Annotated in this window: 15 protein-coding genes; 7 read left to right on the top strand and 8 right to left on the bottom strand. The window is 67.5% G+C overall.

Going from position 1 to position 20,672, the window contains the following annotated elements; all coding sequences use genetic code 11:
* Positions 1–68 precede the first annotated feature (68 nt).
* A complete protein-coding gene (locus H5395_RS09095; RefSeq protein WP_182792251.1) occupies positions 69–2,393 on the top strand; it encodes a glycosyltransferase family 2 protein in 2,325 nt (774 codons plus the stop codon).
* A 31-nt stretch (positions 2,394–2,424) separates the two neighbouring features.
* Here the strand turns inward: H5395_RS09095 and H5395_RS09090 are convergent, their stop codons facing one another.
* The 3 genes from H5395_RS09090 to H5395_RS09080 all read right to left on the bottom strand — a co-directional run bounded on the left by H5395_RS09090 (position 2,425) and on the right by H5395_RS09080 (position 6,949).
* Positions 2,425–4,536: a hypothetical protein gene (locus H5395_RS09090; RefSeq protein WP_182792250.1), complete on the bottom strand. Its 2,112-nt coding sequence runs from the start codon at positions 4,534–4,536 to the stop codon at positions 2,425–2,427.
* Positions 4,503–5,825: a hypothetical protein gene (locus tag H5395_RS09085; RefSeq protein ID WP_182792249.1), complete on the bottom strand. Its 1,323-nt coding sequence runs from the start codon at positions 5,823–5,825 to the stop codon at positions 4,503–4,505. Before H5395_RS09085 ends, H5395_RS09090 begins: the two co-directional genes overlap by 34 nt.
* Before the next feature lie 101 nt (positions 5,826–5,926).
* A complete protein-coding gene (locus H5395_RS09080) occupies positions 5,927–6,949 on the bottom strand; it encodes a hypothetical protein (RefSeq protein WP_182792248.1) in 1,023 nt (340 codons plus the stop codon).
* 169 nt (positions 6,950–7,118) lie between these two features.
* Between H5395_RS09080 and H5395_RS09075 the strand changes: the two genes are divergently transcribed.
* The 4 genes from H5395_RS09075 (at position 7,119) to H5395_RS09060 (ending at position 12,701) form a co-directional block, all read left to right on the top strand.
* Positions 7,119–9,665, top strand: a complete 2,547-nt coding sequence (locus tag H5395_RS09075; protein ID WP_182792247.1) for a glycosyltransferase family 2 protein — start codon at positions 7,119–7,121, stop codon at positions 9,663–9,665.
* 138 nt (positions 9,666–9,803) lie between these two features.
* Positions 9,804–10,574, top strand: a complete 771-nt coding sequence (locus H5395_RS09070) for an SDR family NAD(P)-dependent oxidoreductase (protein WP_182792246.1) — start codon at positions 9,804–9,806, stop codon at positions 10,572–10,574.
* 8 nt (positions 10,575–10,582) lie between these two features.
* Positions 10,583–11,452, top strand: coding sequence for an SMP-30/gluconolactonase/LRE family protein (locus H5395_RS09065; protein ID WP_182792245.1), 870 nt, complete (start codon positions 10,583–10,585; stop codon positions 11,450–11,452).
* 22 nt (positions 11,453–11,474) lie between these two features.
* Complete coding sequence (locus H5395_RS09060) at positions 11,475–12,701, top strand: hypothetical protein (protein WP_182792244.1); 1,227 nt, start codon at positions 11,475–11,477, stop codon at positions 12,699–12,701.
* On the opposite strand, the gene otsA is transcribed toward H5395_RS09060, so the two are convergent.
* Genes otsA through otsB form a run of 3 tightly spaced genes read right to left on the bottom strand, consistent with a single transcriptional unit; the run spans position 12,698 to position 16,694 of the window.
* Complete coding sequence (gene otsA / locus H5395_RS09055) at positions 12,698–14,092, bottom strand: alpha,alpha-trehalose-phosphate synthase (UDP-forming) (RefSeq protein WP_182792243.1); 1,395 nt, start codon at positions 14,090–14,092, stop codon at positions 12,698–12,700. The two genes, H5395_RS09060 and otsA, sit on opposite strands and share 4 nt — an antisense overlap.
* Entirely contained in the window at positions 14,089–15,921 is a 1,833-nt protein-coding gene (locus tag H5395_RS09050; RefSeq protein ID WP_182792242.1) for a glycoside hydrolase family 15 protein, read from the bottom strand. Before H5395_RS09050 ends, otsA begins: the two co-directional genes overlap by 4 nt.
* On the bottom strand, positions 15,918–16,694 hold the full coding sequence (otsB, locus tag H5395_RS09045) for a trehalose-phosphatase (RefSeq protein ID WP_182792241.1): 777 nt from the start codon (positions 16,692–16,694) through the stop codon (positions 15,918–15,920). The genes H5395_RS09050 and otsB overlap by 4 nt, the downstream gene beginning before the upstream one ends.
* Before the next feature lie 114 nt (positions 16,695–16,808).
* Between otsB and H5395_RS09040 the strand changes: the two genes are divergently transcribed.
* Together H5395_RS09040 and H5395_RS09035 are read left to right on the top strand one after the other, a co-directional pair.
* Complete coding sequence (locus tag H5395_RS09040) at positions 16,809–17,171, top strand: DUF4440 domain-containing protein (protein ID WP_182792240.1); 363 nt, start codon at positions 16,809–16,811, stop codon at positions 17,169–17,171.
* Positions 17,168–17,650, top strand: coding sequence for a pyridoxamine 5'-phosphate oxidase family protein (locus tag H5395_RS09035; protein ID WP_200559375.1), 483 nt, complete (start codon positions 17,168–17,170; stop codon positions 17,648–17,650). Before H5395_RS09040 ends, H5395_RS09035 begins: the two co-directional genes overlap by 4 nt.
* A gap of 209 nt (positions 17,651–17,859) precedes the next feature.
* Here H5395_RS09035 and ggt read toward each other — a convergent pair whose 3' ends face one another.
* Both ggt and H5395_RS09025 read right to left on the bottom strand, forming a co-directional pair.
* Entirely contained in the window at positions 17,860–19,593 is a 1,734-nt protein-coding gene (ggt, locus tag H5395_RS09030) for a gamma-glutamyltransferase (RefSeq protein WP_182792239.1), read from the bottom strand.
* Positions 19,594–19,709: 116 nt separating this feature from the next.
* Positions 19,710–20,660, bottom strand: coding sequence for a glutathione S-transferase family protein (locus H5395_RS09025; RefSeq protein ID WP_182792238.1), 951 nt, complete (start codon positions 20,658–20,660; stop codon positions 19,710–19,712).
* Positions 20,661–20,672 lie beyond the last annotated feature (12 nt).

Genomic DNA, 20,672 nt, shown 5'->3' with positions numbered 1-20,672 from the left:
TCACCACAGCGCAGAGCGCCGGCGGCTCAAACGCTGGCGCAAATCCAAAAAAACTTTTTGAGGCTGAAATGTTTGATAAATCTTTTCTGATGCTCAGTCACGAAATCGCGCAGTCTGCACGGCCAATGACTGACAGGACTTGCCTCATTTCCGTCATCATTCCCTGCTACAATAGTGCGGAGTTTATCCGCCCCTGTCTTGAATCTCTCGCACAGCAAACGCTGCCTTTGGATGCCTTCGAGATCATCTGCATCGATGACTGCTCGACGGACGATACGGTTGCGGTGCTGGCAGAATGGGAGCGGCGGCTGAGCAATCTGCGCGTCATCCGCCATACCGAAAACCGCAAGCAGGGCGCCGCCCGGAACACGGGCCTCGATGCGGCGAGAGGTGAGTTTATTATCTTTGTCGACTCGGATGATTTCCTGCGCCCTGATGCTCTTGAAACTCTGCTTGCGGCTTCGGAGGATGGTTCCGATGTCGTAGTGGGGCAATTGCTCCGGGTTCGATATGACCAGTATTATTCACCGAAACCTGCCTTCCGCAGGATGCCTGAAGGCAAGGATGTGTCCGCCCTGACAAGCGTCTTGGGTTGGTTTCCGGTTTGCTTGCTCATCCGATCCGAAATAATCAAACGCCATAGCATCCGTTTCCGCGAAGGCGTGTATTTCGAAGATATAGATTTTTGCATCCGTCTTTTTCTTGGCTGTGATACTTGCCGGATCATCAACGACAAGCTCTACTATTACGTTCAGCGCGACGGATCGACGGTCAGCTCGATGAACGAGAAGAAGCTGGCCGATTCCGCCAGCGCAATGGCTGGCATCTTTGAGCTGATCAGGAATCGGCCAGATCTGGTCAAGGTATTCGTCAAGACTGCCACCTCATGGCTTCGCCTGCAGGCTTCGCGTGTCCGCGATGGCGGAGAGACGCTTGAGGATCGGCGGCGGCTGGGGGAGTTCCTTGTCGCCGAAGTCCAGAAGGCGGGCGTTCAACGGCATATCGGCGAAGCTGCCGCCAAAGAGCTTACGCGCATCGCAGCCGGGTCGCCGCAGCAATCAGCCATTCCGCCTGCTGACACAGGCATAAGGACCTCGTCCTCGCCGTGGGGTGGCTTATTCGAAAGCGAATTTGCCGACAAAGTCATCTTCTTCTGCGAGGTCGATTACCATATCCGCAGCGCGGCTCCGATCGTGCGCCAGCTTGAAAAGATGGGCCTGCAGTCGATCATCGTGGATGCCTCCCGCTCGACGAGCTTTTCGACCAATCGTCCGCTGCCGGATCACGAATTGCCGCTTTATGCCGATCTCGACATCCGGCAATTTAACGTGGCGGTGGAAAAGCCCTTCTCGACCGAGGGCGCGGCCTTCGTCTTCATGAACGACCTGACCTATACCAAGGAACTCATCCTCGAGAACTTCGGCTTCGGTGTCCCGACTATCGGCTTCTACGAGGGGATCAACGACGATTGGAACTTGGACCGCAAGGCGCCACGCCGACCCTATCGCAGCGTCGATTACCTTCTGCTGCCGGGCATCTACCAGCAGGGCTTCTATGCGGATCGCGAAACCCGCGTGGTGGGGCTTCCCAATGTCAGGTCTCGCCTGGCGCAGCCCTATGTGGCGCCGACGAAGCGGCGGGCCATCATCAATGTGAACTTCACCTACGGCGTGCTGGAGGATCGGCGCGACGCTTACGTGGAAAGCGCGGTCGCGGCCTGCAACGAACTGGGGCTGGATTACGTCATCACCCAGCATCCCGCCGACAAGGGCGACCTGTCGCGCTACAATGTCGGCAAGGACAGCGTCTATTCGCTGCTCGAGGAGGGGACGATCCTCATCAGCCGCTTCAGCACCACGATCCTCGAGGCGCTGGCGATGGGACGCCCCGCGATCTATCATAATCCGATCGATGAGCGCGTCCCCAAGTTCAAGGTTCCCCTGGGTGCCTATCCCGTCACCGACAGCAAGGACTCGCTCAAGCATGCGCTCGAGCGCGAATTGGCCTTCCTGGACGACGGGGGCGATATCCGCAAACGGGCCGCGCTGTTCCTGCATTTCCATTGCAATACCGGCGACAGCACCGATCCCGACCTGCTGGCCGCCCGTGCCATCGCGGAAATCGTGAAATCGCCGGAAGAGCGTTACGCCTTCAAGCGCCCTGCGAGCCTCCCGATGATCCCGGTCTCGCAAGCACCTGAAGCCGATGTCGCGAGCGGTCCTGCCTTTGACCTCCCCGCACTTGCCGCACAACTGCTGCTGGACCCCGATACTGGCCGCGCGCGCCTGCAGGACGAGGCGGATGCCGTGACCCGCGCCCTCGCCGCGCTGCCTGAGGACAGTCCGGTGCGGCAGCACTTCCAGCGGGTGCGCGAGTTTGCCGAAGCCGGATGAACAGCTGACGCCGCCGCACCTTGCGGCGGCGTCAGCCCTTGCGCCGCAGAAGGGCGGCGCGGTTGCGGGCTTCGACCAAGGCAAAGCCGTTCTCCAGCAGGAAGGGCATGGCAGTCTTGCCCTTCGCGGTCCAGGCTCCGGCCTCGTCGGTCCAGGTGTCGTCGAAGCAGATCAGCCCGTCCGGTGCCAGTTTCCCGGTCAGCGTCCGGGCGCAGTCCAGATGCATCCGGTGGCAGTCGGCGTCGTTGATGCGGCTGCCCAGAAACTGCTCGTAGCGCGCCTGCCGCAGTTCGGAATGCTTGCCGTGGTCGAAGTCATAGGCATCGAGAAAGACGTAATCGATCCTCCCCTCGAAACCCGCCAGATAGTCCTCGCCCTTGGCGGTGACGGCGGTGAAGGGCAGCCCCAGCCGCCGGAACATCCGCGCGGCGCGGCGGCTGTTGGCGGGGTCCATGTCCACCGTGACGAAGTCGATCCCCAGTTCGGCGCAAAGCAGCGCAAGCTGGCGGGTCGATCCCTGGCCCGGCACCGTTTCGCGCGTGGTGCCGATCTCGATCATGATCCGCCGCCGGCCATCGGCAAGGGGCAGGGGCGGGTTCTGCGTCAGCTCCGTCAGCAGCAGCGCCTGGCCATGCTGGCCGGCATCGGGCGGCGCATCCTTGTGGATCGCCTTCTGCAAGGCAGATGCGGTGGCTTCATCCAGCGCTGCAATCGGCGCGGCCAGCGCCTCGAGTGCCTGCAGCGGACGGTTCAGTTCGAGATAAAGCAGCGCGCCGGCCTGATGCAGCACCGGCAGGTCGGCTGGCGCATCCTCCAGCGCCTCGGCAACAAGGCCCATGGATTGCAGCGCATCCTCGCGGCGCTGGAAATGCGCCGCCGCCAGCAGCCGCAACAGCGCGGCGTCACCGGGACGCAGCAGGCCGGCGGCCCGGTCAAGCGCTTCGGGGAAAGCCGGCGCGGACAGGCAGGTGTCAAGGGACGGGATCAGCACGCGCATCCGTGCGGCTGCGGACGCCCCGGCGGGCAGGGCGGCAAGACGCTCGAGGAACCAGGACACCGCCGCGACGGATGCCCCGTGGGGGGGCAGCGTCCAATCTGCCGGCACCGGCTGGGCCGGAAAAGGGGCCGTCATCGTAGCGCTTTCCGGCACGCGCGCAGGATCATGGCCCAGCCGACGGCACAGCGCCTCGTAGGCGGGGGCGCCGCCCAGATAGTCGTTCGGCAGCCCGGCACCTGCTTCTGTCCGGTCGGGCGGGATGGCTTCGGCACCGCCCTCTGCCAGATGCAGCAATTTCTTGCGGCAGGTGGCCCGGTCCGCCGTATCGACTGCATGGACCGGGTAAAGCGGCAGATCCGGGTGACGTTCCAGAAGATCCAGCAGCCGCGCGCTGAATGCATCGAGGCAGCCGGTGCCTGCCGCCACAAAGGCAGGCCAGGGATGGCAGGTCAGCAGCGCCCGAGGCCGCAGGCTGGCGGGCAATTCCGCAGGCACCGCATCCGCCGCTGCGACCATGAGCAGCCGCTGCCCCGACCGCGCCCGTGCCGCGCGCATTGCCTCCAACTGGTCTGGCTGTAGAAGCGGGTCGCCCGCGGCGCGGGGGTCGGGCAGGGGGGCCACGCCCCATCCCGCCGCGCCCTGCCACCAGGCGGGTTCCAGCATCGGCAGACCGGGCAGCGCGATCAGCAGCGGCACCTCGGCCTTCCCCGCACCTGCCGAGATCGCTTCGCATTGGCGCAAGAGGCTCGAAAGCGCCTCGCCGGGAAGAGCTGGCGCGGGGACGTTGCGGGTCTCGACCATGTCGATCATCTGCTCGAACAGATGGGCAGCCCGGATCAGGTCGATGTGGCCGACGGATCTGTCTGTGTCGGCTGCGTTCAGCACGGTTTCTTCAGTCAGCCTGCAGCGGTCTCCCAACGCCGTGCCCTCTGCCCGGCGTCCCCTCCCGGCCTTTTGCAGGCCAGAGGGGTGACGTTCCTCGGGCCTGCGGTCGTCCCGGCCTTCCGTGCGGCTGTCCTGTGCGATGTGATCGTTGCCCGTCAGGCGTTGCGCGGACCGGGCGGCCCTGCGTTCCGCGCGCTGGCGCGCCTTGTCCGGATTGCCGCCGCGGGTCACTGGTCCCGGCCCCTCAGCTTGCGCGGCCATTCGCGCCTGCCCTGCTCTGCCGAAGCCTCGGCCGGGGGGTCGCCCGGCAGCAGCGCAAGCGATCCCAACTGCGCGGCGGCTTCCTGCAAGCGGGGGGTCAGCTTGCCAAGCAATTCCTCCACTGCCCGCTTGTCATCCGAGAGCCGCTGATGGCTGACCTGCAGCGCTGCCAGTTCGTCGGTCCTTGCCTGCAATATCGACAGCAGCATCCCGTGATCGGCGCGCATCTCGTCAAAGCCGGCCCGCGCGCGTTGGGCCAGTTCCTCGCTGTTGCGCAAGGCAAGACGCAGCCGTCGTGTTTCGTCAGCCAGCGCCTGCAGGCGCTTGGCCGTTCCGGCCGCATCGGCCTCGGCCTTTCCAAGCGCGGCGTCACGGTCGGCTATGGTCTTCTGCGCCGTTTCGGCGGTGGTCCTTGCGGTTTGCAGTTCCGCCTCGACCGCCTGCAGGCGGCTAGCCATTCCGACAGCCTCGAACCTGGCTTTTCCAAGCGCGGCATCACGCTCAGCCAAGCTCTTTTGTGCCGTTTCTGTGGTGGTCTGCACGGCCTGCAGCTGGCCCTCGGTCGTCTGCAGGCGCTTGGCCATTTCGGCAGCCTCGGCCTCGGCTTTGTCGAGCGCCGCATCACGCTCGAAAAGGTCGCGTTCCAGCGCCGTCACCCGGCGGCGCAGGTGATCGGCCGTGAAATGAAGCACCGGCCAGGCCGAATCCCGTTCATCTCTTTGCGTCAGGTTGAAGCCGCGTTCCGCAAGCCATTCCTGCAGCTCGCCAGCCGTCATGGCTTCTTCGAAGAAGCGCTCTGCGCCGCAGCGCAGGGTCAGCTTCTGAACGCGCTCCAGCAACCCGTGTCTTTCCAGTCGCGAGAGCAACGCCAGTTCCTCTCCCGGCAGGTCGAGGATCAGCGTGAAGGCTGCTGCGCCCAATCGCCCCGCTATCGCCGTGACAGGCACCACGGGAACGCTGCGCCGGGCCGTTTCATGCAATCCGGGGAAGATTTCGTGCAGCGTCTCTGCCGCCCGGTGCAGGCTGAAAAATCCGGGCAGCGAGTGGCGGATCAGTTCGGTTTCGCCCTCGGCATCCCCGATCGCCGCGGCAATCAGTTCGACCTCGGCTCCGGGCACCGGGGGCGTGGTTCCGGCCGTTCCGGCTGCGTCGAAGATCACCAGACGGCCCGCAGATGCGGGAAGATGCGGTTCCAGCAGGGACGCAAGGCGCTGCGGGCCGGCAGCGACCACGGCCACCGATACGGGTTGGCCGGCTTTCGGAGCAGGGGTGATGGAATGGACGGTCATGGATGCGATTTCATCGGTGTGCCGGGATTGCAGGACAGGTCACCAGCCGAGTGACCAAGGTGGCCTCCCCGAATCTGGCAGGCCGCAGGGAGGCAGCGGGATCACCCACGGCCCGGCACAAGCCGGGCGATGGCACGGACCGGCTTTGTCAGGCGCCAGGACCGCGATGCCAGCACTGCCTCGATGCGCCGCTGCGCATGGGCTCGGCGCAGTTCCAGCGCCGCCTTTTGCGCCGTCAGTTGTTCACGCTCGCGCCTGCCGCGCGCCTGTTCCGCCGTAAGGGCGGCCTCAAGCTCCTCTGCCCGCTCCTGAAGCTTCTGCAACTCGCCTTCGCCTCTCTCGATCTGCAGCCTGACTTGGTCTCCCAGCAGGCTGGCCCGGGTGCGGGTGACGGCGGCGCGTTTCCAGGCGGCAAGGGCAAGTCCCTGCCGGTCGCATCCTTTGCCGATGCCAAGGGTCACCGCCCTCAGTTCTTCCGCAAGCTCAGCGACTGCGGGGTCGTCGAGCATCACGAGTGCGAGGGTGGTGGCTTCCGGGTCGATGGCGGTCGTGGCAGGCGTCCCGGCCTCGTCCGGCAGTCCGGTCCCGGAAGGGGGCACGAGGGCCGGTGCCGTCGGAAGCTTCAGCAGCCGCGCGGTCAACAATTCCCGGGCCGGCGCCATGTCGGGATCAAGGATGGCGGGATCGACAGGAATGATCCGCCGCCGGTCCCGGCGGTGCAGGCCCAGCAGCGCTTCTGCCGGTTCCTTCCATTCGGCAAGGGCGCGGTCCGGGGCCATGCCCTGCTGGATGCGCCAGGCAAGCGACCGGACCGGATCGGCGGTCAGGACGACGACCGGCCCCGGTAACATCTGTGCCCACTCGGGACCGGAGCGGACGTTCAGCCGGGCGGCCGGCAGCGCCTGCGCGATGAACGCGGCGAAATCCTGTGCGGAAACCGGGCCGTTTCCCGGCGGCAGAACAAGCGTCAGGGCGATCCCGGCGGTGCTTGCGGCCGGCCTGTCGCCGGCGATAGGCGCAAGCGTCACGTTCGGCGGCGCGGCGCGATGGGCCGGGTGCTCGACACCGTGGAGGGGGGAAGCAAAGCGCCCGCCGGTCTCCTGCTGCATGTTCGTCTCGGCCATGATGCGCGTGTCCTGAAACTGATCCCTCCGGTGCGCTCCTATGCCATTTTCCCTTGTGCTGCATCCTTTTTTTTCAACCTTGCGCATATGCTGCGGTTTGGTCCGCGACATTGACATCCGCGATGCGGCAAGGGATACCCGTCCGGTTTCGATAGCGGAGCGGGATGCCATGACCGCCGTAAGTCTCATCATCCCCGCATTCGACGCGGCCGATTTCCTTGACGCGACTCTCCGATCGGTCAGCCAGCAGGATCTGGCGGATTTCGAGTGCCTCGTCGTTGACGATTTTTCCAGCGACGGCACGCTGTCCATCGCCAAGCGCTGGCGCGCCCGTGACCAGCGTATCCGCATCGTGACCCAGCGTGCCCGTTCAGGCGTCTCGGCGGCGCGTAACGCCGGGCTTCGGGCGGCGCGGGGGGCGCTTTGCGCCTTTCTGGATGCCGACGACCTGCTGATGCGCGACAGCCTGCGCCTGCGGCTGCTGGCCTGGCAGCGGGCGAGCCGCGCGGCAGGACCCGAGACCGCCGAGCGCATCGCCGGAAGCTACTGCGGCAGTGAGACGATTCCCGAAAGCCTGATGCAGCCGCCCCGGTCCCGCCCGATCGACCTCCTTCCGGTCGGCTTCGCGACAATGGGGGGGCGCTGCCCCTTCAACGCCAACCAGCCGATGATCCGGCGCGACGTCCTGCTGGAAATGGGCGGCTTCAACGAGACCATGTCGCAGGCTGAGGATTACGACCTGTGGTCGCGCATCCTGCGCGCGGGCTACTGGTTCGCGCCCTCGCCGCAGGTCGCCGTGACCTATCGCGCCCGCGCGGGCAGCGCCGTCCGCAAGGCCCCCTCGCGGCATCTGGAGGCCTCGCTTGCGCTGCATGATGGGGGTGAGCGGGCGCTGGGGCCGGGGGTCCTGTCGCGCTCGCCCGGTCGGCTGGTGCGGCCGCACGGGCATTATGCCCATCAGGCGACAAAGGCCGGGCGCATCCTGCAGTTCTGCGGGATGGAACTGGGCTCGGACGACGCCCGCCCGCTTGACGACATCGCGACGGTGATCGCGCGGCACCTGCCGGACCTGCCGGACGTGCTGCCACCCACGACACCGGCCGCCAGGCTGCTGGGCGCCGGGATCACGCGGCAGACGACCCGGCCTCTGTCCGGGCAGGACGAGAAGCGCGTCGCCGCGCTGCTGAAATCCGTGGCCGGGCGGCGTCATGACGCCAAGGCCCCGGCTGACGGCAACGGGCCGCCCCTTCTGTCCGGTCCCTTTGGCGATGCGGATCGCGACCGGCTGTGGCAGCCGGAGCGGCAGGCGGAAATCGACCTCCTGTTCCTGCCGCACAAGGATTACCACACCTGGACCATCGGCCTCGCCGCCCCGGCGCTGCGTGCGGCCGGAATGCGCTTTGCCATCATCGACATCTCGGCCCAGTGGCGCGAAGGCGGGGTCGCGGCCAAGGCCGCCGAGATGGCCCTGCCGCTGATCCGCTATGGCGAGCTGGCGCTGGGCGCCTTTGCGCCGCGGCTGGTGGTGGCCTTCAACGACTGGGATTTCGTGACCCGGCCGATCCTTGTCGCTGCCGAGCAGGCGGGCATCCCGACCGCCGCCATCGTCGAGGGCATCCAGGACTACGGGGACGTTGACACCGGACAGACGCGCCACGCTTACCGGACCGCCCGGACGGTGCTGCTGCCGGGCGACTTCGACCGGCGCTACTTCCCGGCAGGGGGCGGGCAGTCGCTGGCCGTCGCCGGCATCCCGCGCATCCAGTTGCTGCGGGGGCAGGCCGCGGATCGCCCGCCTGCCGATAGGGCGCGGCAGGCGGGGTCGCGCCGGGTGCTGATCAACTCGAACTTCTCGCACAATGTCCTGACCGAGCGGCGCGACGCATGGCTGACCCAGGCGGTTGCCGCCGTGCGCCACGCGGGACTCGAGCCGGTGATCAGCCGCCATCCCGAAGACAAGGGCACGCTGTTTCCCGAACTGGTCACGCAGGCCAGCTTCTACGAGACGCTCGAATCCTGCTGCGCCTCGATCCAGCGCTTTGCATCGGGCATCCTCGAGTCGCTGGCAGCGGGCGTGCCGGTGATCTACTTCAACCCGCACGGTGAACGGGTGGACAAGTTCTCCAGCGACCCGATGGGCGCCTATCCCGTTGCCGTGACCGGCGAGGCGCTCGCGGGCCACCTGACGACGCTTGGCGACTGGCGCGAAGCCGCGCTGGCGCGGGCGGATGCATTCCTTGACCATCATGCCGGCCACGGGGACATCGACAGCGGCGCGGCCATCGCCGAGGGCCTGCGCGCGGCCATGGGTCCGCCCCCTGACGCCGAAACGCTTGCCCGCTTTCGCCGCAACCTGCGGATCATCGACCAGCAGACCGAGGCGCTGACGCGACGCGAGATGATCTTCGACGATCCCGCAACCGCCGTGGCCCGCATGGCCGCGCTGGCCGAGGCCGACATGCCGCCTGAAAGGCTGGTCGCGGCACTGGCCGATGCAGATGTACAGTCCGGGGCACAGGCCGCTGTGGGGGGCAAGGCGGAAGCCGGCATTGGTCGCAGGGGCCGCAGGTCGCGGGCCAGACTGGCCTGGCGGGGGCGGGTGGCGCTGCACGAGCGGCTTGAACAGGCTTATCGCGCCTCGGCGCGCTGGCCGCGTCTGCACCGGCTGGCCCGGAGGGCGGGCGAATACTACCAGCGGAACTTCTCGCCCCTTTAGGCGGGACAGACCCTTTCACGCGGGAAGACAGCGGCGCAACAACCGTGCCGGGGCCGCTGGAAACTGCCTTGCCGCTGCCGTATGCAGGCGGCGCTTTGCAGCCATGACGCCGCCCGGGCGTCCAGGAGGTTCCGCCCGATGCCCGACCACGCCATCCATCCTGACCTTGCGGACCGGGCGGTCTTCATCACCGGCGGCGGCGCCGGGATCGGAGCCGCGCTGACCGAGGGCTTCCTGCGCCAGGGCAGCCGCGTGGCCTTTGTCCAGCGATCGGACGCCACCCCCTTCTGCGACGAGATGGAGCGGCTGACCGGCCGCCGTCCCCTGTTCATCCGCTGCGACATCACCGACACCGCCGCCCTGCGCGCCGCAGTGGCGGAAGCCGCCGCCGCCCATGGCCCGGCGGGCGTGCTGGTCAACAACGCCGCCAGTGACGCCCGCCATGACACGCTGGAGATCACGCCCGAGTCGTGGAACCGGATCATGGCCGTGAACCTCGATGCCGTTTTCTTCGCCATGCAGGCGGTGATCGCGGGGATGCGGGAACTGGGGGGCGGATCGGTCGTCAACTTCTCGTCGATCTCCTACATGATGGGGAACGCGGGCTATCCCGGCTATGCGGCGGCGAATGCGGGGATCACCGGACTGACCCGGGCGCTCGCGCGCGAGTTCGGCCCCGACCGCATCCGCTGCAACGCGCTGATGCCCGGCTGGGTCATGACCCAGCGCCAGCGCGAGCTGTGGGTCACGCCCGAGGCGCTGGAGGGGCATCTGGAACGGCAATGCCTCAAGACCCCGCTCGAACCCCAGGACATCGTCGGGGGGACGCTGTTTCTTGCATCGGAAGCAAGCCGGATGATGACCGGGCAGGCGCTGGTCATCGACGGCGGCGTGGTGACGACGGGGTAGGGGCTGCCATGACCGCACAAGCCAGCGTTCTGGACGACCGCCGCTGCGATCTGGGCGAGGGGCCGCTGTGGCACCCGGGCCGCGGGCAGCTATTCTGGTTCGACATCAACCGCGGCCAGCTTCTGTCGCGCAATGACGAGGGGCCGCTGTCCTGGGACTTCGGGGGTCCCGTCTCGGCCGCAGGCTGGCTGGACGAAGGGCATCTGCTGGTCGCCTCGGACAGGGCGCTGCTGCGTTTCTCGATCAAGGACGGCAGCACCGAGCCAGTCGTGGCGCTTGAGGCGGACGATCCGCGCACGCGTTCGAACGACGGGCGGGCGGACCCCTGGGGCGGGTTCTGGATCGGCACCATGGGCCGGCAGGCGGAACCGGGCCTTGGCGCGATCTGGCGCTATCACCGGGGCGAGCTGCGGCGGATGTTCAGCGGCATCACCATCAGCAACGCGATCAGCTTTGCCCCCGACGGCAGCCATGCCTGTTTCGCCGACACCCGCAGGCGGATGATCTGGCGCGTGGCGCTGGCTGAGGCGGATGGCTGGCCTGCGGGCGACCCGCAGCCCTTCGTCGATCTCGGCCCCGCGGGACTGAACCCCGATGGCGCTGTCATGGATGCCGAGGGCACGCTGTGGGTGGCGCTGTGGGGCGACGGCTCGATCACGGGCTTCGGCCCGGACGGCCAGCGGCGCGAGCGGCTGGCGCTGCCCTCGCCCCATGTCTCCTGCCCCGCCTTCGGCGGCGAGGGGTTCGGCACGCTTTACGCCACCACCGCCTGCGAAGGGCTGGGCGCCGCAGCGCTGGAGGCCCATCCGCAGGCCGGAATGACCTTCACCGTCGCCACCGGACTGCGCGGGCAGGCCGAGCATCGGGTTGTCCTGTGACCGGAACGAGGCCCGTCGCTTCATGACGCAGTTCGGCAACGTCGGCCGCGTGTTGCGCCGCGAAGGGCTCCCCGGCCTTCTGACGCGCATCCGCCATCCCAAGCGCAGCGACAGCGCGACGCCGCGCGCCGTCCTGCCGCTGCGGCTGGGCAGCGACCTGCGACATCTGGAAGCCCCGCTGCGTGCCGCGATGACCCTGCTGGGGCGAAAGGATGAGGCAGGCATCGCCACCGATCCGCAAGGACCGGGCCTGCTGCTGCAAACGGAGGACGATGCCCCGCTGCCGGGGACCGGGCTGATCCTGCCCGATGCCGCTGCGGTTGCCCGGTTCCTGGAACGTCATGCGCCGAAGGGCAGCGCGGGGGCCGCCGTCCATCTGGTTCCTGACGGCGCGGGCGTGACGGCGCTGACCGGCGCCGGGATTCCGCACGGCCGCGTCTTTGTCGCGCCCGACCTTTCGCGGCTGGCGGCCGGGGTCGCAACCGGCGCGCCGCCCACCGGCGACATCGCGGCCGAGCTTGCGCGCTGGCTGATCGCCGCCGGGGCGCTGGAAGCGCGGCAGGTCGATCCGCGGATCTTTCCCGCCCTGCGCGGCTTGGCCGCAGACGACCGGCTCTGCCTCAGCCTGCCCGAGACGCCGCAGCGCCGCCAGCTTCTTGCCGCGCAGAAGATAAGAGGCCTGCGCGTCTTCGACGGCCTGCGCTTTCATCCCGCCTGGCGCGGCTGCGGCCTCAGCTATGTCGCCATTGCCCGCGCGGCGCTGGCGCAGGATGCCGTCCCCCTGCTGGCCTGCGAGGATGACGCGATCTTCCCCGCGGATTTCGAGGCGCGGCTGAACGGCATCCGGCGATACCTGGAAGGCGTCGAATGGGACGTCTTTTCCGGCCTGCTCAGCGACCTGCCCGACGATTGCACGATCCGGCGGGTCGAACGGCGGGACGGCATGACCTTTGTGCATCTGGACCGGACGGTGGGGACGGTGCTGAACCTCTACAACCGCCGCGCGCTGGAGCGGATCACGCAATGGAACGACCGCGACGAGGACGTGCAGGACAACACGATCGACCGCTGGCTGGGCCGGATGGAGGGGCTGCGGGTCGTCACGACGCTGCCCTTCCTCGTCGGCCATGACGCCTCGGCGCAATCGACGCTTTTCGGCTTCTCGAACCGCCGCTACGAGGCCACCATCGGCGCAAGCGAACGGCGGCTGCGCCGGATGGTCGCCCGGTTCGAGGCGCAGCGCCTTTAGGCCGCAGCCTGCGGCGCGGCGCCCTCGGGCCCCAGCGCGGCCAGGAAATCCGCGCACCATTTCGAGATGTCGTTCTGTTCCAGCCGGGCCATCATCGCGGTGAACCGCTCGATCCGTTCCTCGAGCGGCATGGACAGGGCGCGGGCGATGGCGTTGCCGACGGCCTCGATGTCGTAAGGGTTGACCAGCACCGCGGCGTCCAGTTCCCGCGCCGCGCCGGCAAAGCGGGACAGGACAAGGACGCCGGGATCGGCGGGGTTCTGGGCGGCGACGAATTCCTTGGCGACCAGGTTCATGCCGTCGCGCAGGGGCGTCACCAGTCCAACGCGGGCGACGCGGTAAAGGCCCGCAAGCGTGCTGCGCCCGACGGACTGGTTGATATAGCGGATGGGCGTCCAGTCCATCGTGCCCATCGCGCCATTGACCCGGCCAGCATGCTCGGCCACCTGCCGCTGCATGTCGGAATAGCCCGGCACGTCGCTGCGGGATTTCGGCGTGACCTGCAGCAGCGTCGTGCGCCCGCGCCAGTCGGGGTTGGCGATCAGGAACCGCTCGAACCCGTCGATGCGGTGGGTCAGGCCCTTGGAGTAATCCAGCCGGTCCACCCCGATGATCAGGTCGCGGCCGTTGAAGCTGACGGCGGTGCGCTTGACCGCCGTGTTCCGCACCGCCCGTTTCGCCATCATGGCGAATTCGGCAACGTTGATGCCGATGGGAAAGGCGCAGGCGCGGAAGCGGCGGCCATGGGCGGTCATCCAGCCTTGGCCGAGGTCGCGCCCGATCCCCTCGCGCCTGAGGCCGAGGGCGAAGTTCTCGACGTCGTATTCGGTCTGGAAGCCCACCACGTCATAGGCCGTCAGGCCGCCGATGATCGCCTCATGCACCGGCAGGGTGAAGAACACATCCGGCGAGGGCCAGGGGATGTGCATGAAGAAGCCGATGCGGTTTTCCACCCCCATCTGGCGCAGCTCGGCGGCCATCGGGATCAGGTGATAGTCGTGAATCCAGATCAGGTCGTCGGGCTGGATCAGGGGCCGCAGCCGTTCCGCGAAAAAGCGGTTCACCCGGAAATAGCCCGCCATGTCCTTGCGGGCGTATTCCGTCAGGTCCAGCCGGTAATGGCACAAGGGCCACAGCACGCTGTTGGCAAAGCCCGCGTAATATTCGGACAGGTCGCGCCGCGACAGGTCGGTCAGGGCATAGGTGATGTTGCCGCGTTCCACGAACTGCAGCGGCCCCGGTTCCTTCACGCCGCTGGACTTGCCGGACCAACCCATCCAGACGCCGCCCGCCTTTTCCAGCGCGGAATGCAATGCGACGGCCAGACCGCCGGCGGGCGCCCCCTTGGTCGGGTCGGGCACGCGGTTCGAGACGACGATCAGCCGGCTCACAGCACGTCCTCCCATCGTCGGGACAGGTGCATGGCGGCATGGACAAGCCCGACCATCGAATAGGTCTGCGGGAAGTTGCCCCAAAGCTCGCCCGTCTCGACATGGACCCCTTCGGAGAGCAGGCCAAGGTGGTTCCGGGTGCGCAGGATCTCGGCGAAGATCTGGCGCGCGTCCTCGCGGCGGCCAACACGGACAAGCGCGTCGATCAGCCAGAAGGTGCAGGCGGTGAAGGCGGTCTCCGGCTCTCCGAAATCGTCAGGGGCGCGATAGCGGTAAAGGTGGTTGCCAAAGCGCAGGTGCTTCTCGCAGGCCTCCAGCGTGGACAGGAAGCGGGGGTCATGCGCCGGGATGATGCCGATCTGCGGCATCAGCAGCAGGCTCGCGTCGAGGTCGCGGCCGCCGAAGCTGGACACGAAGCTCTGCAGTTCCTTGTTCCAGCCTTGTTCGAGAATGCCCTCGCGGATCAGGTCGGCCTCGGCCCGCCACTGCGCCTCGCGTTCGGACAGGGCCAGCCGGGCGGCGATCTTGGCCAGCCGGTCGCAAGCGGCCCAGCACATCACGGCGGAATGGGTGTGGACCGCGCCGCGGGTGCGGAATTCCCACAACCCCGCGTCGGGTTGGTTCCAGCGCATGGCCGCCTGCCGGCCCAGTCGTTCCAGCCGGGTGAACAGCGCCTCGCCGCCCATGGTGGGCAGGCGTTCGTCGAAGAAGGCCTGCGTGATCGACAGGATCACCGAGCCGTAGCCGTCGTTCTGCACCTGCGTATAGGCGGCGTTGCCGCGCCGCACGGGGCCGAGGCTGCGATAGCCGGGCAGGGTGGGCACCATCTCTTCGTCCACCTGCCGTTCCAGCCCCAGCCCGAACAGCGGCTGCAGGTAGCCGTCGGGCGAGCCTGCCGCGATGTTCGAGACATAGGACAGGTATTCCTCCATCGTCCGGGTCGCGCCAAGCAGGTTCAGCGCGCTGACGGTGAAATAGGAATCCCTGAGCCAGCAGAAGCGATAGTCCCAGGTCCGCCCGCTTTCCCCGTATTCGGGGATCGAGGTCGTCAGCGCCGCGACGATGCCCCCGGTTTCCTCATGCGCGCAAAGCTTCAGCGTGATGGCCGAGCGGATCACCACGTCCTGATAGTCCAGCGGCACCGACAGGTAGCGGACCCAGTTCCGCCAGTAATCGGCGGTCTTGTCGAGGAAGCCGCGCGCCATCTGCAGCGGGGCCTCGGACAGACGTTCGTCGGCGCCGAAGACGAAGGCATAGGGGCGGTCGATCAGGAAGGCCCTGCCATGCTCGATGTAGTCTATGGGCGCGTTGGTGGTCAGGCGCAGCACCTGCTCGCCCAACAGGAAGCGGATGTGGTTGGTGCCGCGCGTGGTCTCGGGGACATGGGCGCCGTAGCCGTGGCGCGGGCGCATCAGGACGCGGGCGCGCGGCGTGCCCTCCAGCGGTTCGATCATCCGCACGATGCCCAGGGGGCGGAAGATCCTGCCCAACTCCTTGAAGCGCGGTGCGAAATCAAGGATGCGGAGCCGGTTGCCCGCGCCGTCGGTCAGGATCGTTTCCAGGATCGCCGTGTTGCGCAGGTAGCGCTGTTCGCTGTGGGCGAAATCCTCGATGGTGATCGACCAGTCGCCGCCCTCGGCCTGCGTGCCGGCCAAGAGGCGGCAGAAGACCGGGTCGCCGTCCATGCGCGGCGCGCACATCCAGACAATCGAGCCGTTGCGGTCCACCAGCGCGGCCGCCGCGGCATTGCCGATGACGCCGAGGTCGAGCGAATGGCTTGGAAGGCTGGCCGTTCCGGCGGGGGCAAGGGCCTCGAGGGGCGCGTTCATCGCGACACCCGCTCGATCCAGCCGCGCAGTTCGGCCGGCGAGGCGAGGCGGCCCCGCGCGAGGGTTTCGCGCCCATCGGTTCCGACCCGGACCGACAGGCCGCCAAGTCGGTTCGCGGCCGCGAACATCGCCTCGTCCGTCACGTCGTCCCCGATCGCCAATGGCCGGCGCCCTGCGAAAGCCTTTTGCCCCATCGTCTGCATCAATGCGTCTCCCTTGTCCCGGCCGTGCGGCCGCAACTCCACAACCGCCTTTCCTTCCTGCAGTTTCCACCTGTCGCCAACGGTTTCCGCAAGCGCCTGCATCAGCCGCCGCACCTGCGATTCGCTGGCCGGGGCAAGGCGGTAATGGGCGGCGAATGCCGGGCCCTTGTCCTCGAACACGACGCCGGGCCAGCGGGCGGCCTGTTCGCGCAGCCGCTGCTTGGCGCCCGAAAAGGCGTCGGTGGTGTCGGGGGCGAAGACCCGCCCGGACCCGTCGCGCCATTCCGCCCCGTGCAGCCCGTTGACCGTGGCGGAAAGGCCGGGAAACAGCCGGTCCACGGTGGCAAGCGACCGACCCGTGACCAGCGCCATCGCGCCGCCCAGCCTTGCGGTCAGCCGTTCCAGCGCCCCGGCCAGCCCCGGCGGCACCACGATTCCGTCCGGGGTGTCCGCGATGTCCAGAAGCGTGCCGTCGATGTCCAGGAACAGGGCAAGGCCATCCACCCTGTCGGGCAGCCCGGCAGGCACGGGCGCAGCCCCGGACATCTCGCGCGAGGAGTTCTGGTCCATCCGGCAGAATCTAGAGGGCGGGACCGCAGAGGACAACCCCGGCGGGAAGGCTCTGCCCCTGCGGAACGCCTGCGCCGTTCCGGTGTTGTTCAACATGCATCCGGGGAGGAGCCTATGGACGACAAGCGGGTCTGGGAATTCGAGGAAAGCCTGTGGCGGGCAAGCGAGGAACGCTATCACGAGCGGGTGGACCCCGACTGCGTGATGGCCCTGAGCCGGGCGCCCTGGCTGTTCACGGGCGATGCCGCGATTGAGGCGGTCAGCCACACGCCCGCATGGGACGAGGTCGCCTTTTCGCAGCAGGACGTGCGCCGGCCGCAGGAAGGACTGATCGCCATTGCCTATTGCGTGGTCGCCAGCCGGGAGGGGACGCGCTTCGCCGCCGCCTGCACCTCGGTCTACCGCCGCCGCGGCCATGACGACTGGACCGTGGTCCAGCACACACAGATCGCCCTTGATCCACAGGAGAACGCATGATGACCGACGACGCCAAGATCGAGGCCCGCTTCTGGAAGGCGCTTGCCGCGGAACGCGTGATGATGCTGGGGGTGGACGGGGTCGAGGACGGCTTCGCCCGCCCGATGTACGTCCAGATCGACGCGGAACGCTCGCCCCTGTGGTTCTTCACCTCAAGCGACAACCACATCGTGGGCAAGCTGACCGAAGGCCGCCGCGCCATCGCCACCTTTTCCGCCAAGGGAGAGCTTTACGCCTCGATCCAGGGCAGCCTCAGCCTGTCGCAGGACCGCGCCATGATCGACAAGTTGTGGAACCCGCAGGTCGCCGCCTGGTACGAGAAGGGCAAGGACGACCCCAAGCTGCGGCTGCTGCGCCTTGACGCGGACCAGGCCGAGATCTGGCTGGACGGCTCCAGCCTGCTGGCGGGGGTCAAGTCGCTGCTCGGGGTTGATCCCAAGATGGATTACAAGGACGACCAGGCCTCGGTGCGCTTGTAGGAACAGCCGCTTTCCGCCTGCGTCGGAACATGTCCATTTGGACAAATTGAACGCGGGCGTTCCATGTGGTCAACAGGTCTCAAGACGGCCGTCTTGCAAGGCATCGCTTGTTACGAGTTGTTTCTGTTACCGGTTCGTGATGCTCAAAAAGACCCGCGCAGCTCTGCTGCGCGGGTTGATTCATGATCAGCCCCGCTCAAGGCTAAGGGCTAGTAACCGATCGCGGCCCCGGCACTCGCTCGGCTGTCGATCGCGCCGTGATAGCCCCCGCCGTCGCCGTCCTCGATGTCCCGCAGGCTCTTGCCGCCGACAAGGATGCCCGCCGCCTCGCCCCAGACCGGCCAGTTCGGATCGGTGCCGATGTCGTATCCCATCCCGACCAGCAGGCGCATGGTGTCCGGGGACAGGCCGCGCGGCTCGACGAAGACCCGGTCGGGCAGCCACTGGTGATGGATGCGCGGGGCGTCGATGGCTTCCTGAAGGTCCATGCCGTGGTCGATCACGTTCATGATCGCCTGCAGGGTGATGGTGATGATGCGCGCCCCGCCGGGGCTGCCGATCACCATGAAGGGCTCGCCGTCCCTGGAAACGATGGTCGGGCTCATCGAGGACAGGGGCGACTTGCGCGGTTCGATGGCGTTGGCCTCGCCCTGCACCAGCCCGTAAAGGTTGGGCACCCCCGGCTTGACGGTGAAGTCGTCCATCTCGTTGTTCAGAAGGATACCGGTGCCCTCGGCCACCTTGGCCGTCCCGAACGAGCCGTTCAGCGTATAGGTGACGGCGACGGCGTTCCCGTCCTTGTCGATGATCGAATAATGCGTCGTTTCCGGGGACTCGGGCGCGACATCGATCTTCAACTCGGCGCTGACGCCGGCGCGGAAGGCGTCGATGCGCGACCGGATCTCGTCGGCATAGGCCTTGCTGGTCAGCCTTTCGACCGGGTTCTGCACGAAATCGGGATCGCCCAGCGCGGTGTTGCGGTCCACATAGGCGTGGCGCATCGCCTCGACCATCAGCCGCGTGGTTTCCGCCGAGCCATGGCCCAGATAGGAAATCGGATAGCCTTCCAGCACGTTCAGGATCTCGCAGATGATCAGCCCGCCGGACGAGGGCGGCGGCGCCGAGGCGATGTCATAGCCGCGATAGCTGCAGGTCACGGGCGCCATCTCGCGGACCTGGTATTGCTGGAAATCCTCTTTCGCGAGGATGCCGCCATTGGCCTCGCTCGCCTGCACGATCAGGTCGGCGATGCCGCCGTTGTAGAAGGCCTCCGCCCCGCCGTCGGAAATCTGCCGCAGCGACCCGGCAAGGTCCGCCTGCACCAGCCGGTCCCCGATCCGATAGGGCTGGCCGTCCTTCAGGAAGATCCTTGCGGCCGCAGGGTCCTGGGCCAGCCGGTCATTGCCATCTGCGAACGAGGCGATGTCGCCCTGTTCCAGCACAAAGCCTTCCGTTGCCAGCCGGATCGCAGGCGCCAGCAGCTCCTCGCGCGGTTTCGTGCCGTATTTCTCGCGCGCCATCTCGAAGCCCGCGACGGACCCCGGCGTGCCCACGGCCAGATAGCCGTCGGTGCTGGCGCCGGGGATCGGGTTGCCCTCGGGGTCCAGATACATGGTGCTGGTCGCGGCCAAGGGCGCGCGCTCGCGGAAGTCGAGGAATGTCGTGGTCCCATCAGCAAGCCGGATCGTCATGAAGCCGCCGCCGCCGAGGTTGCCCGCGGTCGGATAAACCACCGCCAGCGCATAGCCGACCGCCACGGCGGCATCGACCGCATTGCCGCCGGCCTTCAGCATATCGACGCCGACCTGCGAGGCAAGATGCTGCGCCGTCACCACCATGCCGTTTTGCCCTTCGACCGGGACAGGGGATGCGGCAAAGGCCGCGCCTGTCCCAAGCCATAGTGCCCCCACGAAACAAAGCCGCCTTGATCCCAGTTGCCCCATGATCCCCTCCCTCGCAGTCGATTGCCGCGCACTGGATACCCCCGGCGCCCGGAGTTGAGGATGAGGCGATCCGGGGCTTGCGTCCAGACCTGCCGCCGTCTTCCCCGCGCCGCGGGTCAGAGCGGCTGGCGGTCCCATTCCAGCCTGGGACCCAGCGGCACGATGCCGGTCGGGTTCAGCGCCTTTATGGAATAATAGCCGCGCTTGATGTGGTCGATGCTGACCGTGTCGCGCACGCCTGGCAGGGCGAGGAAGCGTTCCAGATAGGCGCTGAGCGCCGGATAGTCGGCCAGCCGGCGCAGGTTGCACTTGAACAGTCCGTGATAGGCCGCGTCGAAGCGCACCAGCGTCACGAACAGGCGGATGTCGGCTTCCGTCACCCGATCGCCCGACAGGAAGGCGCGTCCATCCGAGAAGCGCCCTTCCAGTTCGTCCAGCATGGCGAAGACATCGTGGAAGGCCTCGTCATAGGCTTCCTGCGTGGTGGCGAAGCCTGCGCGATAGACCCCGTTGTTCAGGCGTGGATAGATGCGGGCGTTCAGCGCCTCGATCTCGTCCTGCAGATCGGCGGGGTAGAGGTCGAAGGTCGGGTCGGCCAGATCGCCGAAGCCGGTGGTCATCATCCGCAGGATCTCGGCGGATTCGTTGTTGACGATGGTGCGCTGCCGCTTGTCCCAGAGGACCGGCACCGTGGCCCGGCCCGAGACCTGCGGATCGGCCCCGCTGTAGATCTGGTGCAGGTGGTCGGCGCCGGTCAGCGGGTCGGGCACGGCAAAGCGCCAGCCCTGGTCGCCCAGTTCCGGCTCGACTACCGAAACCGAGATCACGTCCTCCAGCTTCTTCAGCCTGCGCCCGATCAGCGTGCGCGAGGCCCAGGGGCAGATCAGCGCGACGTAAAGATGATAGCGGCCGGGTTCGGCGGCAAAGCCGCCCTCGCCACTGGGGCCGGGGCTGCCGTCGGGGGTGATCCAGTTGCGGAAGCCCGATGTCTGGCGGACGAAGCCGCCCTTTTCGTCCTTGGCCTGCACCGGCTGCCAGTCGGCCACCCATTTTCCTTGCACAAGCATCGGTGTCTCCTT

Source organism: Paracoccus sp. MC1854, assembly GCF_014164635.1.
Taxonomy (GTDB): domain Bacteria; phylum Pseudomonadota; class Alphaproteobacteria; order Rhodobacterales; family Rhodobacteraceae; genus Paracoccus.
Note: the sequence above shows the minus strand (reverse complement) of the source record. Positions and strands in the feature narration are given on the sequence as shown.